The 17,238-nt window shown below is 42.3% G+C and carries 16 protein-coding genes; 11 read left to right on the top strand and 5 right to left on the bottom strand.

Annotation, left to right across the window (positions count from 1 at the left end; all coding sequences use genetic code 11):
* Positions 1-26: 26 nt before the first annotated feature.
* From sufD to VR862_RS04345, 10 genes are all read left to right on the top strand, one after another.
* The gene (gene sufD / locus VR862_RS04390) at positions 27-1,340 is read left to right on the top strand and encodes a Fe-S cluster assembly protein SufD (protein ID WP_324719748.1); all 1,314 of its coding nucleotides are present in this window, start codon (positions 27-29) and stop codon (positions 1,338-1,340) included.
* A gap of 14 nt (positions 1,341-1,354) precedes the next feature.
* Positions 1,355-2,593, top strand: a complete 1,239-nt coding sequence (locus tag VR862_RS04385; RefSeq protein ID WP_324719747.1) for an aminotransferase class V-fold PLP-dependent enzyme — start codon at positions 1,355-1,357, stop codon at positions 2,591-2,593.
* 10 nt (positions 2,594-2,603) lie between these two features.
* A complete protein-coding gene (locus tag VR862_RS04380; RefSeq protein WP_324719746.1) occupies positions 2,604-3,017 on the top strand; it encodes an META domain-containing protein in 414 nt (137 codons plus the stop codon).
* Positions 3,010-3,435, top strand: coding sequence for a SufE family protein (locus VR862_RS04375; RefSeq protein WP_324719745.1), 426 nt, complete (start codon positions 3,010-3,012; stop codon positions 3,433-3,435). Before VR862_RS04380 ends, VR862_RS04375 begins: the two co-directional genes overlap by 8 nt.
* Before the next feature lie 2 nt (positions 3,436-3,437).
* Positions 3,438-3,761 (top strand): SUF system Fe-S cluster assembly protein, encoded by a 324-nt coding sequence (locus tag VR862_RS04370; RefSeq protein ID WP_324719744.1) that lies wholly within the window; start codon positions 3,438-3,440, stop codon positions 3,759-3,761.
* 31 nt (positions 3,762-3,792) lie between these two features.
* Positions 3,793-4,296 (top strand): DUF2480 family protein, encoded by a 504-nt coding sequence (locus tag VR862_RS04365; RefSeq protein WP_324719743.1) that lies wholly within the window; start codon positions 3,793-3,795, stop codon positions 4,294-4,296.
* Positions 4,297-4,299: 3 nt separating this feature from the next.
* Complete coding sequence (locus VR862_RS04360) at positions 4,300-5,190, top strand: DUF3078 domain-containing protein (RefSeq protein WP_324719742.1); 891 nt, start codon at positions 4,300-4,302, stop codon at positions 5,188-5,190.
* A 117-nt stretch (positions 5,191-5,307) separates the two neighbouring features.
* Positions 5,308-6,537 (top strand): GTPase HflX, encoded by a 1,230-nt coding sequence (hflX, locus tag VR862_RS04355; RefSeq protein ID WP_324719741.1) that lies wholly within the window; start codon positions 5,308-5,310, stop codon positions 6,535-6,537.
* 40 nt (positions 6,538-6,577) lie between these two features.
* Positions 6,578-7,312, top strand: a complete 735-nt coding sequence (locus VR862_RS04350) for a hypothetical protein (RefSeq protein ID WP_324719740.1) — start codon at positions 6,578-6,580, stop codon at positions 7,310-7,312.
* Positions 7,313-7,479: 167 nt separating this feature from the next.
* Positions 7,480-8,007: a hypothetical protein gene (locus VR862_RS04345; protein WP_324719739.1), complete on the top strand. Its 528-nt coding sequence runs from the start codon at positions 7,480-7,482 to the stop codon at positions 8,005-8,007.
* A 53-nt stretch (positions 8,008-8,060) separates the two neighbouring features.
* Here the strand turns inward: VR862_RS04345 and VR862_RS04340 are convergent, their stop codons facing one another.
* The 3 genes from VR862_RS04340 to VR862_RS04330 are packed head-to-tail and all read right to left on the bottom strand — an operon-like array spanning position 8,061 to position 13,858.
* Positions 8,061-9,614 (bottom strand): NAD(P)/FAD-dependent oxidoreductase, encoded by a 1,554-nt coding sequence (locus tag VR862_RS04340; protein WP_324719738.1) that lies wholly within the window; start codon positions 9,612-9,614, stop codon positions 8,061-8,063.
* 42 nt (positions 9,615-9,656) lie between these two features.
* Positions 9,657-11,048, bottom strand: a complete 1,392-nt coding sequence (locus VR862_RS04335; RefSeq protein ID WP_324719737.1) for a DUF5689 domain-containing protein — start codon at positions 11,046-11,048, stop codon at positions 9,657-9,659.
* A gap of 2 nt (positions 11,049-11,050) precedes the next feature.
* On the bottom strand, positions 11,051-13,858 hold the full coding sequence (locus VR862_RS04330) for a carboxypeptidase-like regulatory domain-containing protein (protein WP_324719736.1): 2,808 nt from the start codon (positions 13,856-13,858) through the stop codon (positions 11,051-11,053).
* A 115-nt stretch (positions 13,859-13,973) separates the two neighbouring features.
* Between VR862_RS04330 and VR862_RS04325 the strand changes: the two genes are divergently transcribed.
* Positions 13,974-15,014: an endonuclease/exonuclease/phosphatase family protein gene (locus tag VR862_RS04325; protein ID WP_324719735.1), complete on the top strand. Its 1,041-nt coding sequence runs from the start codon at positions 13,974-13,976 to the stop codon at positions 15,012-15,014.
* Here the strand turns inward: VR862_RS04325 and VR862_RS04320 are convergent.
* The gene (locus VR862_RS04320) at positions 15,011-15,448 is read right to left on the bottom strand and encodes a hypothetical protein (protein WP_324719734.1); all 438 of its coding nucleotides are present in this window, start codon (positions 15,446-15,448) and stop codon (positions 15,011-15,013) included. The genes VR862_RS04325 and VR862_RS04320 overlap by 4 nt on opposite strands.
* Positions 15,449-15,533: 85 nt before the next feature.
* Positions 15,534-17,192: an Ig-like domain-containing protein gene (locus VR862_RS04315; protein ID WP_324719733.1), complete on the bottom strand. Its 1,659-nt coding sequence runs from the start codon at positions 17,190-17,192 to the stop codon at positions 15,534-15,536.
* Positions 17,193-17,238: the final 46 nt, after the last annotated feature.

The raw sequence follows: 17,238 nt of genomic DNA, 5'->3' as shown, positions 1-17,238 counted from the left end.
CTTTTTGGGGAGCAACAAAAAGAAACATGGAGTTAAAAGATAAATTATTATCCTCATTTCTGGCTTTCGAAGAGAACGTGGACATGCATAGTGACATCCACGAAGTACGCAGCCGGGCAATTAAGGATTTTGAAGAGATGGGTTTTCCTACCAAAAAGCAGGAAGCCTGGAAATATACTTCCCTCAACAAGGTGTTGAAGCACGATTATACTGTGTTTCCAAAAAAAGAGGACACCATTGACTACCGGGATGTGGAGAAGTATTTCATTGATGATATCGATACCTATAAGATCGTATTTATTGATGGGATCTATGCCTCACATCTTTCGGCTACTACGCACGAGAAGATCGATGCCTGCCTTATGTCTTCGGCTTTGAACAACTCAAAGTACAAGCCAATCATCGATAACTATTTTAATACAGTAGCGCCAAAAGAGAGCCTTACTTCATTAAATACTGCATTCTCAAGGGAAGGAGCTTTTATACATATTCCCAAGAATACAATGGCCGATAAGCCAATCCAGGTCATCAACTTCTCTACCGGAAATGAATCGGCTTTGTTGGTGCAGCCAAGAAACCTTATAGTTGTTGGAGAGAACTCTCACGTTCAGATCATTGAAAGACATCAAAGCCTTACAGATCATCCAGTTTTGACGAATTCTGTGACCGAGATCTATGCCGATAAACGAGCCATTGTAGATTATTATAAGATCCAGAATGATAATCACCAGGCTTCTTTAATAGATAACACATTTATTGAGCAGCACAGGGAAAGCAACTGCTCTGTTCACACCTTCTCTTTCGGCGGAAATCTTACGCGTAACAACCTGAATTTTTATCAGAAAGGAGAGCGTATTGATTCCACATTAAAAGGAATTACAGTGATTGGTGGGAAGCAGCATGTAGATCACAACACCCTGGTTCACCATACTGAACCTAACTGCGAAAGCCACCAGGATTATAAAGGAGTATTTGCTGAATCTTCTACAGGAGTTTTTAACGGAAAGATCATCGTTAATAAAGAAGCTCAGAAAACCAATGCTTTTCAGGCCAACAATAACATACTTCTGGATGACAAAGCAACTATCAATTCAAAGCCGCAGTTGGAGATATTTGCAGATGATGTAAAATGTAGCCACGGTTGTACAATTGGACAGCTGGATGATGATGCTTTATTTTACCTGCGTTCCCGCGGAATTCCTCTTAAGGAAGCAAGAGCATTACTAATGTATGCCTTTGCCAATAACGTTCTGGAAAGCGTAAAAATACCTGAGCTCAAAGCCAGGATCACCAAAATTATCGCCCTTAAGCTAGGTGTAAATGTGGGTTACAGCCTGTAAATAATAAATACTTAATGAAAGTTGCCTCAACAAAACTGAATATTGATGTCGAATCTATTCGAAAGGATTTTCCTATTCTCTCAAGACAAGTAAATGGTAAACCCCTGGTATATTTCGACAATGCGGCAACTTCACAGACTCCGCAGCAGGTAATCGATGTCATAGTCGATTATTACAGCCGCTATAATGCAAATATCCATCGCGGAGTGCACACCTTGTCCCAGGAAGCAACAGATGCTTACGAACAGGCAAGGATAAAAATTCAGGAGCATTTCAATGCTGCAAAACCACACGAGATCATTTTTACAGCAGGGACAACGCATGCGATCAACCTTGTTGCAAGTGGATTTACCACTTTACTAAAGGAAGGCGAAGAGATCATCGTTTCGACTTTAGAGCACCATAGCAATATCGTGCCCTGGCAAATGCTGTGCGAGAGAACAGGTGCGAAACTAAAGGTCATTCCCATGAATGACAACGGAATGCTCAAAATGGATGAGTTCGATAAGCTGCTAAGTGAAAAGACAAAGCTTGTCTTTGTCAATCATGTCTCTAATGCTCTTGGAACAGTAAATCCAGTAAAGGAGATCATTGAAAAAGCACATGCAGTGGGTGCAGCTGTTCTTTTGGATGGAGCACAGGCCGCACCTCATATCAAGGCCGATGTGCAGGAGCTGGATGTCGACTTTTACGCCGTTTCCGCTCATAAAATGTGCGGCCCCACCGGAGTAGGCGTTCTATACGGAAAAGAGGAATGGCTTCAAAAACTTCCACCATATCAGGGAGGAGGCGAAATGATCGCAACTGTCACTTTTGAAAAAACAACTTACGCTGATCTTCCTCATAAGTTTGAAGCAGGTACTCCCGATATCTGCGGCGGAATAGCTTTTGGCGCTGCCCTGGATTACATGAATTCCATCGGATTCAACAACATTGCCGCTTACGAGCATGAATTGCTCGAATATGCCACAGAAAAGCTCATGCAAATCGAGGGCTTGAGGATCTACGGTACTTCTACAGAGAAAACCGCAGTTATTTCCTTTAACATTGGTGATATCCATCCTTATGACATAGGAACTATAATTGACAAATTGGGGATTGCGGTACGAACAGGGCATCATTGTGCACAACCGGTCATGGATTACTACAACATCCCGGGAACTGTAAGAGCTTCCTTCGCTTTTTACAATACAAAAGAAGAGATCGATATCTTTGTAGAGGGCGTAAAAAGGGCAAAAAATATGCTATCATAAATTTCAGATAATGAGAAATTTTTTATTTCTGATATTTTCTGTTCTCTTGATTTCCTGTGCCAATACTGTTGATACTGTTTCAGAAGAAGGTTTGGATGGAAGTTATAAAGTGATAGCGGTACAGGGAGATAAACCGGTTTCAGATAGTATAATCTTCAATTTTGAAACATTAGGCAACAGGATATCCGGAAACGCAGGTTGTAATCAGTTTTCAGCTCATTACAATCAACAAGGGAACGATCTGGAATTCTCCACCCCCATGAGTACCAGAAAATTTTGTGAGGGAAAGATGGAAATTGAGAGGAAGATCCTTTCCTCTTTTGAAGATGTTGCCAGAATAAACTACAACGGAAAAGAAATCATTATCTTTTCTGAAAGTGATGAAGCCTTATTGACATTAACGAAAATTGACCGAAGTGAGTAATATAAAAGAAATACAGCAAGACATTGTAGAGGAATTCGAAATGTTCGATGACTGGATGCAGCGTTATGAGCACATGATCGAATTAGGAAAATCACTTCCGCTAATTGAAGATAAATACAAGACTGAAGAAAATCTTATTAAGGGCTGTCAAAGTAAAGTTTGGGTTCACGCCGAACTGGAGGATGACAGACTTATATTCACAGCCGATAGTGATGCGATCATAACCAAAGGGATAATTGCTATTCTTATAAGAGCTTATTCCAATCAACATCCCAAAGACATTATTGAAGCCGATACCGCCTTTATTGATGAGATCGGGTTGAAAGAGCATTTATCTCCTACACGAGCTAATGGACTGGTTAGTATGATAAAGCAGTTGAAAATGTATGCAGTTGCATATCAAACACAATTAAATTAGAAATGGAGCACGCACAAAATTCTGAAATACTTGGAGAAAAGATCGTACGGGTACTAAAGTCTATCTATGATCCTGAAATTCCAGTAGATATATATGAACTGGGGTTGATCTACGACGTAATGGTAAGTGAAGACAATGAGATCAAGATCCTCATGACACTAACCACCCCAAATTGCCCGGTGGCAGAATCCCTTCCCATGGAAGTCGAGGAAAAAGTGAAAACACTGCAGGAGGTGACCGACTGTGAAGTAGAGATCACTTTTGATCCGCCATGGAGCCAGGATCTTATGAGCGAAGAAGCCAAGCTGGAGCTTGGAATGTTATAATCAATACCACCTCTAATCCTGTAAACCATCTATGGCCGAAGAAATTGTAAACCGGGTAGCCAGTTCTAAACTTGTCACATTTGACCTGGAGGACCACTATCCTGCCGGAGAAAGGGTTTTATTTGATATTAAGGACTGGCTTGTGGAGGGGTTTGTGCTAAGAGAAAAGGAATTCCGGGCTACAGCCAAAGCTCACGACTGGAACCAATACGAAGGAAAATATGTTGCCCTCACCTGTTCCAGCGATGCTATAATTCCCGGTTGGGCTTATATGTTATTGAGCACGTATTTGGCTCCCGTTTGTAAAAAGGTAGTTGTAGGAAATCTGGAGGTCCTGGAAACCATTTTATATACTGAAATCCTTGAGAATCTGGATTTTTCAGAGTATCGGGATCTCCCGGTGATCATTAAAGGTTGCTCAAGGAGGCCTGTACCTCAAAATGCTTATCTTCAACTCATATCTAAACTTCAGCCGGTAGCGAAGAGCATTATGTATGGCGAAGCATGTTCTTCTGTGCCGCTTTACAAAAAATAAAACATGAAGAAACTTCTACTTTCAGTATTCATTCTTTCAGGGTTAGTAGGGAACGCACAAGAAGAAAAGGAGGATGCACCTCCAAACGGCTGGACTTCCGAAGGTAAATTTCAGGTGTTATTCAACCAATCGGCTTTTAATAAAGAGTGGACTGGAGGTGGAACTTCGAGTGTAGCGGGGAACCTTATGCTTGACTATAATTTCAATTATAGAAATGGCAATTTCACCTGGGACAACAAAGTAATTGCTAATTACGGCCTCACAAAATTAAAAGGGGACGAATTCACCCGTAAAACGAGCGATAGGTTAGAATTGAATTCTATTGCAGGTAAACAACTGGAGAACTCTAACTGGTATTATTCCTTCTTTACAAATTTCAGGACACAATTCAGCAAAGGATATGTTTATTCAAACAATGCTGAAGGAGTTGAAATTCGAAGGGAAACCACCCACTTTCTTTCCCCTGCCTATTTGCAGTTTGGACCCGGGATGATGTGGAAAAAAAGCGAAGATTTTTGGTTTAACCTCGCACCGGCAACGGCTCGCTTTATTTTTGTGGATAGTGATTTCACCAGTGTTCCGGGATATCAGGACGGGGCTTATTTTGGTGTCGATGCAGGAGAAAGTTCGAGATTTGAGCTGGGGGCCTCCGTCAATGCTTATCTTAAGAATGAGATCGTTACAAATGTGACCCTGGAAAACTCTTTGAGTCTATATTCCAATTATCTTGATAAGCCCGGGAACATCGATATTGACTACCTCATGAACCTCGAAATGACAGTGAATAAATTTATTTCTGCCAATCTTATCTTCCAGGCTATCTACGATGATAATACTGTGGGGGCATTTCAGATACGTGAAGTATTTGGAGCCGGTCTAACCTACAACTTCTAATCTCAAAAAGAAGTATCCAAAAATGTCATTTTTGGGGAAGCTTTAAGAGCTCCTCCCGGTTAGTTACTACTCATGTACTATGGATTTATGTAACTTTGTTCATATAGGAAGATCAATATGCTAGAAAAGAACAATCTCGAATACGAAAAAGTAGTGTTGATCGGGATCATCACCCGGGAACAGAATGAAGAAAAGCTTGATGAATATCTCGATGAACTTGAATTTTTGACTTATACCGCAGGTGGTGAAGTTGTAAAGCGATACACTCAGAAAATGGAGCGGCCAGATCCTAAAACCTTCATTGGTTCGGGAAAAATGGAGGAAGTTCGCAGTTACATTAGTGATAATGAAGTGGGAACTGCCATTTTTGATGACGAACTTTCTCCTGCTCAACAGAAGAATATTGAACGGGTACTTAATTGCAAAGTCCTTGACAGGACCAATCTTATTCTCGACATTTTTGCCCAGCGTGCTACTACAAGCTATGCCCGTACCCAGGTAGAATTAGCACAGTACCAATATCTCCTGCCACGACTTGCCGGAATGTGGACTCACCTTGAAAGACAGCGTGGAGGTATTGGAATGAGAGGACCAGGGGAAACAGAGATCGAAACAGACCGCCGGATTGTTCGCGACAAGATCTCCCTGTTAAAAAAGAAGCTGGAGACCATCGACAAGCAGATGGAAGTACAGCGCGGCAACCGCGGACAGCTGGTGCGGGTTGCATTGGTAGGTTATACAAATGTTGGGAAATCCACTTTGATGAACGTGATTAGCAAAAGCAAGGTCTTTGCTGAAAACAAGCTTTTTGCCACCCTCGATACTACAGTGCGAAAAGTGGTAATTCGCAACCTTCCTTTTCTGCTTACAGATACAGTAGGATTTATTAGAAAATTACCTACTCAGCTGGTAGAATCCTTTAAATCTACACTTGATGAAGTTCGCGAAGCAGACCTGTTACTGCACGTTGTAGACATTTCGCATCCTCAATTTGAAGATCATATCTCTTCTGTGAACCAGATCCTGGCAGAGATTAAAAGTGCAGAGAAACCCACCCTAATGGTTTTCAACAAGATCGACGCTTATGAAGCTGAAAAGATCGAAGAAGATGATTTGATGACAGAAAAAACAAGCTCTCATAATACCCTGGCAGAATGGAGAAATACCTGGATGAACCGTCTCGGTGATAATGTCCTGTTCATTTCTGCACTCAACAAGGAGAACCTGGAAGAATTCAGGAAGAAAGTTTACGAGGCAGTTAGGGAGATCCACATTACCCGTTTTCCCTACAACAATTTCCTGTACCCGGAATATGATACATATAGTGATGGGGAAGAAGAAGAGTGATTGAAAATTTCATTATTTTAGATGAGCTAAATCACTGAATATGAAAAATCTACTTCTGCTACCCTTGCTGTTGTTCTTTTCAATGGCAACCGCACAGGACCTGGAGGGATCCTGGCAACTTCTTGAGATCAATGATCAACCAGTTAATGATCGGGAGACGGTAAGGATCTACATGGATGGCTATTTTTCCCAGGGATCCCGGGAAAAAGGTTCTAATAAATTCATAAGTGCTGCCGGAGGGGAATTCTCCCTCAATGACACCTACAGCGAAACTTACGACTTCGATACAGAAAACAAGAACATGGTTGGAGCCACAAGGATCTTTGAACCCACCGAGATGCAGCAAAATTTGCTTATCCTAACGGCCGAGGATGGCACTACCTACACCTGGAGAAGGATATCAGATGACGTGAACGAGCTTTCGGGTAACTGGGTGATCACCGGAAGACAAAGAAACGGAGAACTCAGCCGAAGCACTCCCGGAGCCAGACGGACTATCAAGATCCTTGGAGGTGACAGATTCCAATGGGTGGCTTTCAACTCAGATACCGGGGAATTCTCCGGAACCGGAGGGGGAACTTACACGGCCGAAGACGGAAAATACATCGAAAACATCGAATTCTTTTCCCGGGATGACAGTCGCGTAGGTGCCAGTCTTAGCTTTGACTACGATGTAAAGGATGGAGAGTGGCATCACAGCGGAAAAAGTTCCAAGGGAGAACCCATGTATGAGATCTGGTCACCTTATAAAGAGGCCTATATGAAGAAACACTAAAGTAAAATAGTAAACCATCGGCTTCAAATTCTTGAATCTCACCAAAAATTAACTTGCGTGAGATTTTTTTTCATCTTGTTGCAAATAAATCATAATATGCTTAATTTTAGATAATTACCCTACACAACCTTTCCCCCTTCAGTTATCAATTCTTAAAAATTTGTATTATGAAGGCAAAATTTTGTTGTGTTTTGTTGATAATGTTTTTTATCATTTCCTGTGAAAAAGAAGAGGTACAGGATGAAGTAAATTTAGAAGACACTCTCGTGTATGAAGAATTTTTCAAAGGAGAGTTGGCCGGCAAAAAATTTGAGATTAAGGATCCTGAATCTATGGCAGCAGCTAAAAGTATAGGATTTGAGTCAGGCATCCCCGCTCTGGGCATTTTTGCATATGAGGAAGGTTGGGGAGAAATGGGAATTTATTTTTGCTTTTATAATGGGGTTGGCAGTTACACTACCGGATATAAAAAAGACGTAGGTTATTCTTATTTCTGGGCCGACGATGGCAATTTTTGGGAGGATCTGCCACAGATGGATAACCCTAGTGATATAGAGATTACATATGCAGATGATGACATAGTTGAAGGAACTTTTGATGTCACTGCCTATAATGTTGATGATACAACAGATGTAATTGATTTCAGCGGTAGTTTTGGTCTCCTCCTGGAGAAAAAGAGTGAAGAAGAAGAATAGCCTTGCAGAATAATTACAGTGCCTATTCCTTTTAAATTCAAATTATCAGCATTCTATTTAAATGCCAGCACAGCCTTTTCTGCACATTTTTCTCCATCGATAGCAGCAGAAACTATTCCGCCGGCATAACCGGCACCTTCCCCGCAGGGATATAGCCCCTTAATTTGTACATGTTCAAGAGTCACCCGGTCCCTTGGAATACGAACAGGTGAAGATGTTCTGGACTCTGTAGCGTGGACAACAGCTTCATTGGTGAAGTAACCTTTCATGCTTTTTCCAAATTCCACAAATCCCTTCTGAAGGCTTTTATGTACAAAACCGGGTAGCACTTCTCCAAGATCAGCTGAAACAATTCCCGGCGTATAAGAACTGTGAGGAAGGTCGCCTGAAATCTTCCCGTTGCTAAAATCGACCAGTCTTTGTGCCGGTGCGGTTTGAGTTTTACCACCGGCGATCCAGGCATTTTTTTCAACTTCCTGCTGAAACCTTAGAGCTGCCAAAGGAGAGTCCCCAAAAATGGCAAAATCTGAAGGTCTTATTTCCACTACAATTCCCGAATTTGCTGTCGCCTGATCCCTCTTGCTCGGAGACCAGCCATTGGTCACGACCTCACCGGGTGCAGTGGCACAGGGTGCAATAATTCCGCCGGGGCACATACAGAAAGAGTAAACTCCCCTGCCTTCCACTTGCTTCACGATGCTGTAGGAAGAAGGCGGTAAAAATTCACCCCTGTTTTCCGTGTGATATTGTATCCTGTCGATCAATGCCTGTGGATGCTCTACCCTCACCCCGAGTGCAAATGGCTTGGCCTCAATATGAATGTTCTTGTTGTAAAGCAGTTCAAAAATATCCCTGGCAGAATGACCGGTCGCTAAAATAACCTTTTTGGCAGCTATCTTTCGACCGTCTCTTAAAAGCACACCATCAACTGCGTTATTTTTGATTAAGATATCCACAACGCGGGAATCAAAGAGCACCTCTCCCCCATGCTCTATAATAGCTTTTGTAATATCCTGAATAATGGCAGGTAACTTGTTCGTCCCGATATGAGGATGAGCCTCCACCAGGATCTGCTTTGTTGCTCCAAACGCCACCAACAGCTCAAGAATTCTGTTTACGTCTCCCCTTTTTTTACTTCGGGTGTAGAGTTTGCCATCAGAATATGTACCGGCTCCCCCCTCTCCAAAACAGTAATTGGAATCCTCATTTACAACATGCTCAATATTCAGCTTTTTAAGGTCCCTACGGCGGGCACGCACATCCTTTCCCCTTTCTATAACAATAGGCTTCTTCCCTAACTCAATACACCTCAGCGCAGCAAAAAGTCCGGCGGGTCCTGCCCCGACGATAATTACCGGTTCCTCCTTCGAGACATCTTCATATTCCGGAATATTTATCTTTACCGCCTTGAAATCTTCATTTAAATAGACATTGACCTTCAGGTTAATTTTCACCTTCTTTTGCCGCGCATCTATACTTCTCTTGATTACATCTACATGTCGAATTTCCTGAAACGGGAATTCTTTCTCCCGTGACAGGTGATGTTTTAAAGCTTCGGCATTGCCGGCAATTTCAGGGGATACTTGTAAAGAGAATTCTTTTTGCACGCAGATAAATTTTGCTGCAAAGATAGCTTTTCTCTCCTTGGATTAGTCGGCCGTAATTAAAACATCGTCAAGCTCATATACTCCATTATAGTAAAGATGATCGCTGCCGGTGTACCTAAAAGCGATATATCCTTTTCCATTCACACATGAAAGATCCACCAGGCCAGAAGAGATCCAGTCGCCAAAGAAGTCGTTGTTCTGCGCTATATAAGCAGCAGATAGGACCTTCCATTCTGCCGTCAACAGGTTTTCTTCAACTCCATCCCAGTCGGTGGAGATTAGCACGTCCATAAAACTACCGTTTGCAAAACTGGTGGAGGTTTTAAAGGAAAGGACTTCTCCGCTGTTAGAATCAAAATTTATTCTGGGAGTGATCAACCAGCTTACACTTCGGCTGTCACCTGAACCGGGAGGACGCATCCTGGCCGATCTTCCCAATGAAGCATTTGCACCTGTGGAAGTATAGGCTTCCCAGGGACGGGAGCCTTCCTGAATCAAGTTTTTCCAACCCTTTCCTTCAACAGGTTTGTTATTCTTTTGAGTACTAAAATCCTCCTCAAAAAGAATCTTAGAACCCCTTTGAACCGCCAGGCCACACGTGATCACCTCGGGATCACATCGGGAATTCCGGTTCAAATCAACATCCCCCGGAAGATTTACATATACGGTATAAAAATCGTCATAATAATCACGGGTGAGGATCCCTTTAATATTTCCTGAACCCGAAGGGAGTTTTAAAGCGGCAAAATCGGCATAGGTACTGGTGCTTAGAATGAATGGAAAATCGCCTGAACAACTTTCCAGCAGCCTTTCCCCATCATATTCATCATTTGATTCAGCTGCATAGGTAGCAGTCCTGTTTGGACCGACCAGTAATTTGTTGAATTGGACGTTATTGATCTGGACGTAAAGATTTTCCAGTGGGTCATTAAATTCGGAAGCCGTAATTATCTTGGGTACAATATGTGCAACTTCTGCACTTCTTGTAAGATGGTAGGAGATCCGGGACTGCGGAATATTGATGATCTGGTTACCTTCAGCGACACCAAGAGCTGCAACCCCATTGACATTACCCACACTCAAGCCGTTCAGATTGATGTAGATCTTTCTTCCGAAGTTGTAGAACTGGTAATAAGAATTCATATTCAGCTTAATAGTTAGCCCTGCAGTTGGATCCTGTTTTTTGTTTTGGATAACCAACTCTTTATAAAAATTACCTGCTTCATCACTGGAAACAACATAAGCTTCCATGACCATATCCTCCTCAAAGGACAAGACCCTATCCTGATTCTGGAAAAATAAACCCATTACTGCCTCTAAGTCAATATTCGTCTTCAATGCCAGGTCGGCAGTTACACCGGATGTCTCATGATCATCCTCGGGTGCACAACCTGCCAACAGCAGCAGGCTCAAAAAGGGCAAAATTCTCCTCATTTTTAAAATCTGTAATAAACGTGAGCGTAATAAGTTGTGCCGGTACCGAACCAGTATTTAGAACCAAATAATGGCTGCTCCCGTTCCATGTCGGCTTTAAGTAAGCTGTAATTGACATTTCGGGACTGTTCGTAACCTCCGGTTTTGTAGACGGTGTCGAGAATGTTATTAAGACTTCCAAATACTCCCACAAACCTGTTCTTTAACCTCCAGGATTTACCACCTACCATGTTAATAAGCATGTAGTTTGGAAATTCTTCCTGCCTTAGCAGTTGTGAGGCTACTTTTTCATCATAGCCCACGAGTGGAAGTCCATCAACATCTGTATAAAAATTTCGGGTCCTGGTGAGAGGCGCTACATCAATAAAAGCCTTTGAAAAGAAATTTGCTGATGCAGAGATCCACCAGTACGCCGGGTCCCGGTATTCGAATCCTGCCTGAAGTGCTTGTTGCGGGCCTCCTGAAAGATGGTAATTCTTCAAAGAAGATCTTCCCATTTGTCTTACTTCCGGAAAGTCATCAGAAGTAAGATAGACTTCGGGATTCTTATGAAAAGTATAATCCCCGAATGTGCCTGCTGAACGCAGTTTCAAGGTACTGTTGAGAGGCACTTCAAAGCCAAATTCTATACCTACATGCTTTTTGCCAATTCCCGTAAGGATCTCCTGCACAAATGCGTTACTTACATCCCGGGCAGATCCTGTGATCCCATCGGCGTAAAAGAAAGAGACTTCGGTGATATCCCGGAATTCACCGTAAAATCCTGTAAGTCTTCCTGTGAGGAAGGGAGTACGAATATTGTAGCCAGCATCGGCAGTAAAAACATTTTCATTTTTGAGGCCAATAACCGCATCATTGTTCTGACGTACATTGGAAAAGCTGTTACGAAGACCGGGTGGTCTGGTAAAATGAGCCAGATTAGCAGTAAAATAGTGCCTCCCGGTCATTTTATATGTAAGTCCCGATTTTGCTCCATAATTTCCAAAATTGAGCAGCTCACTTTCACCTAAAGAATTATTCGGAAAATTGCCGTTCTGGAAGATCCCTCTGCGTTGAAAAGAGGTTCCTGAGCCCTGGGCAGCCATGTAAAATTCTAATCTTTTGAGATTGAATTCTGCCTGAATAAAGCCGTTGCCGTTCTTTGCATCAAGAAAATAATTGTACTTGAATTTGTCATTTTCGGTAACCAGTCGGTTTGGATTTTGCAGGTCGTTCTGTGCTTCAGAACCTGAAGAAAACGAATCTACATCAAGAAAATTAACCGCCCCGAAAAGATCCAGCACCGAAGCGAAATTCTCACTGCTAAGCTGACGGTAAGCAACTCCGCCTGATAGCACGACCTGTGGATTCCACTGATACCGAAAACTGGAATTTCCCGAAATCTGGCGATCGTCGTTTCTGTCTTCATAAAGGGCATAAATGGCATTACCTCCCGCCATTAAAGAAGTTTGGTTAGCAAGGTAAAGGTCATTCCATTTAAGCTGCCCGTTCTTCCGGAAATCCTGCTCTGCCAGGAAAGCAGAGCGATAATCGGGTGCATATGTATTGCGCAAATGGTATGACGGCAAATTCTGGTAATATGCCGGGTCGGGATTACTGCCACCACCTATCAAGATCTCCTCACCGCCCGCATCATAATATACCCGGCTGCCTCCATAGTCAATTCTGCTGTTACCAATTTTTCCAAATTGATAAGCCACGTTGGAGTTGATCTTCAGGTCATCATTTATGGACCAGGTGTGGTTGAGCATCAAAAGGGGCTCCTGCACTTCCCTTATTCGGGAATTTCTAATCTCTCCTTTATCCCAACCCCAGTAGGAATTATATTTCTGCCCTTTTAGTGCGGCTACTTCTTCGGAGACAGGTGAACTTTTCCCAACGCTGACGGGAGTATATATTGCTGAAAAGTTGATACTGTGCGCATCGTTCACCTTTTTTTCTACTGAAGTAAAAAGAGATGAGGCATCATAAGAACTGCCTTCCACATAACCTTCCCTGCCAAACCTCGTTGATAGTGATAAAGAATAAGCCCATCCTGAAGGTAACAGGCCGCTGTGATAACTCCCCATTACTCTTCCTGTATAAGATCTATTGGCAGCCGCATAAGAAAATTTACCTCCGTTAGGATATTGGGAAGCTCTCATGATTATGTTGGTCGTACCCGCCGGACTGCCAAAAGAGGATTCTGAAACCGCAGTACCGTAGGTGAATTCCTGATTCCTCTGCACATCATTTAATCCTCCCCAATTACTCCAAAGGGGTCTGCCGGTGAAAAATTTATTCATTTCCACACCGTTAATGTACACTTTGGAATATTCACTATCATAGCCGCGGGGTCTGAAAAAGGTGGGGCTGAAATCATAAGCCGCAGCATTGAGAAACACATCCCTTGAGGCCTGTAATAATCCGGAAATGTTAGCCGAACTTCCATCCTCTTCAACCAGCTCGTGTTCCTCAAGAGATATAACCGCCAATTGCTGCTGCATTTCGGGCAGATCAGGTCTCAGGGCAATTATTCCCAGGTCAATAAATTCTGAGAAAATCTTGACAGGATAATACTTGTCAAAAAAGCCGTTTTTAGAGAAGGTCAGGATATATTCGCCCTCAGAAAGATCTTCAGAAAGAACAAATACTCCATTCACATCGGTGAAATTCTCCATCCCGGTGCCTGAAATTTTAATAGAAACCCCCGAAAGTGTACGACCTGAAAATTCGTTAATGACGGTACCGGTAACACCCTGAGCTTTTAATTCACCGCACTGCAGCAACAAAAAGAGAGGAAGTATCCTCCCCAAAAAGATTTCTTTCATATACCATTAAAGGGGAGGCATTTACGGCGCAATAATACATTTAAATTTCTATCTTTAATCTGCTGCACATCACATTTAACAAAATAAAAATCAGGTGGTTATAAAATATTTTTTATTGCTGAGCCTTATTGCAGGTCCGGTTGTGTACTGGCCTGTTTTTCCACAGGAAAAGAAGGACTATAAGGTGGTGAGCATCGCCTTCTATAATGTGGAAAATCTATTTGATAACTTTGTTGATCCACAGATCTTTGATGAGGACTTCACTCCTTCAGGAAAAAATCGTTGGACAGCTGAGCTTTATCAAAAGAAGCTCGAAAACCTTTCCCTGGTTATTTCCCGCATAGGAAGGGATATTACAGGAGCTCCTCCGGTTGTTATTGGCTTAAGTGAGGTAGAGAACCGGCAGGTGCTTGAAGACCTTTTAAAAATGCCTCTTTTGGCACCCTATGGGTACGAGATCGTGCATTTCGATTCTCCCGATGAACGGGGAATTGATGTGGCACTACTTTACCGGTCCAAATTATTCACTCTTGAAAATGCACAAAAACACTCCTTAGTCCTTTTTGAAAAAACCAATACGGCAAAAAGAGATTACACCCGGGATCAACTGGCCGTTAGCGGAACTCTTGACGGGGAAACGCTTCATATAATAGTGAACCATTGGCCTTCCAGAAGCGGAGGCGAGAAAGCGAGCAGTTACAAAAGAGAAAGTGCTGCAAAACTAAATCTCAAAGTAATCGATTCCCTGCAAAGAATCGATCCTTATGGTAAGATCATTAATATGGGGGATTTTAACGATGACCCCTTAGACGATAATATTTCCAATGTTTTGTGTGCAAAAGCAAAAAAGGAACAGGTAGGCTTCAAAGGATTCTATAATCCTTTTGTTTCTATTGCTTCAAGTGGCGTAGGTACTTCGGCATACAGGGATCAATGGAATTTGTTTGACCAGATCATGGTCTCAAAGCCCCTAATAGAAAAAGACCCTGCAAATTTCACATTTTACAGGGCCTATGTTTTTAACGAGCCATTTCTTGTCACCCCATCAGGAGCTTATAAGAATTATCCTTTCCGCAGCTTTGGGAGCTCAGGATTTACAGGAGGCTTCAGCGATCACTTCCCGGTATATATCCTGCTCACTAAGCAAATTGATTAAAACCAGGCAGCCCATGGTATTCTGGATAGAATAAAGATCAGGGCAATTCCGTAGAAAATAGAAAGGGTTTTAAACTTTGGTTTTGAGGTGAGTTTCTTCTTATGTTTTGAATAGCCCATAGTGATCAATACCAGGGCGATGATCATCATTAGCGGGTGCTCTACAAGGTATAGACGCAGTGTGGAATCCTTCATGACATCTCCCATTCCCACGTCCCCAAATGCCTTAAAATAGGGACTTACAAAGTACAGTACAAGTCCTATCAACAACTGAATATGAGAAACAATTAATGTGAATAAGGCTAGGCGAAAATCTGTTGCGCCGTAGTCTTTTTTTGAAGAAAGCCCAATAATGGAATTTACAGTTGCAAAAATTAAAACCAGGAGAACAAGGTAGGCCCACCAGGAGTGGATGAAAAATACAGTTTCGTACATGATTGTTGTTTTACACAGGTAAAGATAACGGTTTTGAATAAAAAAACCGCTCCATAGGGAGCGGCTTTATTTACTTTCTCCGGGACTATTCCCAAAGATTTTCAGCTTCGGGTCCTCCCCAGATAAGGGTAGCGAAGTATGGATTATCAATAAAAGGATTTCTGTTCCCCTGGGCTCCTTCGATCACTTCCTGGCGTTGCAATTCAAACGCAGAAACGGGATCTTCAACATTCCATCTCAGGAACATTTCGAGGCTGCCGACATCAGAGAAAGGCTCACCGTACTTCAGGTGCACATACATTACCATTCTGGCTACATCACCTTTCCACTCATCACCGGGATACCAGCTGTTCCCGCTTATAAGCTCATAATCTCCACTGCCTTCAGTAAAAGGGTAGTTGGAACGCATTTCATTTATTTCAATATCAGTAGATCTAAGGTGGTGTAAATCGTTTTTTGCTTCCTCGAAATTAACATTTCCTTCTAACTTTGACTGAGGATAAATATGTTCGGTATTAAAGGTTTCCCACTCATCTCTGGTGCTTCCTTCCCAATACTCATCATCAGGCCGAAGTTCTCCTGTGTACATAAGCACTACAAAATTTGGATCATCAAGATCTGCATCTGCATCATAGAGATAATCGTGACGCATGGGATATTCCAGCTTATTGATATGCTTAACCTCGGTATGAGTAGCAAGTTCAGCTTTTAGCAGGGTTGGATCCTGTGTTAAGGTAACACCTGAATAATACTGCTGAAGATCTGCAGGAATATTAAATGAAACCGGCTGTACAACAAGTACAGTTACAGTTGCTGTTGAACAGGTTGGAGTTTCATCATCATCGCACAATGTATAAGTAAAAGTATCTTCTCCTTCAAATCCAGAGGGAGGATTATAAGTTACGGTGCCATCCCCGTTAAGTACAACAGAACCACTTCCGGTTTGCTCTACAGAAGTAATAGTTGCATCATCAATAATATTGTCATTAGCCAACAGGTTTGAAAAGATAACATTGCTTGCTCCTATTTGCACTACTACCTCATCATCAACTGCTACAGGCGAACCTTCATCTACAACGGTGATTGTAATGGTTGCTGTATCACAGGTAGGGGTTTCGTCATCATCACAAATGGTATAGGTGAAGGTATCTTCTCCAACAAAGCCCTCTTCGGGTGTGTACAGGATGTCTCCATCATCTTCCAGAACCACCGTTCCCTTTGTTCCTTCCACTCCTACTTCTGTTATATCGGAGTTGTCTGCCAGATCATCATTATTTAAATGACTGATGATCTTGAGTATCTTATCTTCCTGAGTTTCATAGCTATCATCCACTGCCGTTGGCGAGGAAGCCGTAACCGTAATATTTACTGTGGCAGAATCACAATTAGGGGTCGAAGCGTTATCACAAATAGTATAATTAAAAGAATCCATACCGGTAAAATTGTCCGGTGGAGTATAGGTATAGGTGTTACTGCTACCTGCGGAAACTGTACCTCCTTCCTGCGTTTCTGTATCAAAAGCTGTTATTCTTACAGAATCATAAATGGTATCGTTTGACAGGAGCCCTGTAATTTCAACCGAAGTGTTTTCTGATGTAGTCACTTCGTCATCTACAGCTACAGGTACTTCTTCTACAGGGGGGTCAACAGGAGGTGTTACACTTCCACCACCATCATCTTCTGTGCTACAACCCATTACGAGTGCGAGAGCACTCACAAACAGCATTTTCTTAAACTCTTTCATTCTTCTTCTCTTATTTATTCTGCCAAAATGGCAAAGTTCATAAACA

The sequence above is a fragment of the Salinimicrobium aquimaris genome (assembly GCF_035607535.1).
Lineage (GTDB): Bacteria > Bacteroidota > Bacteroidia > Flavobacteriales > Flavobacteriaceae > Salinimicrobium.
Note: the sequence above shows the minus strand (reverse complement) of the source record. Positions and strands in the feature narration are given on the sequence as shown.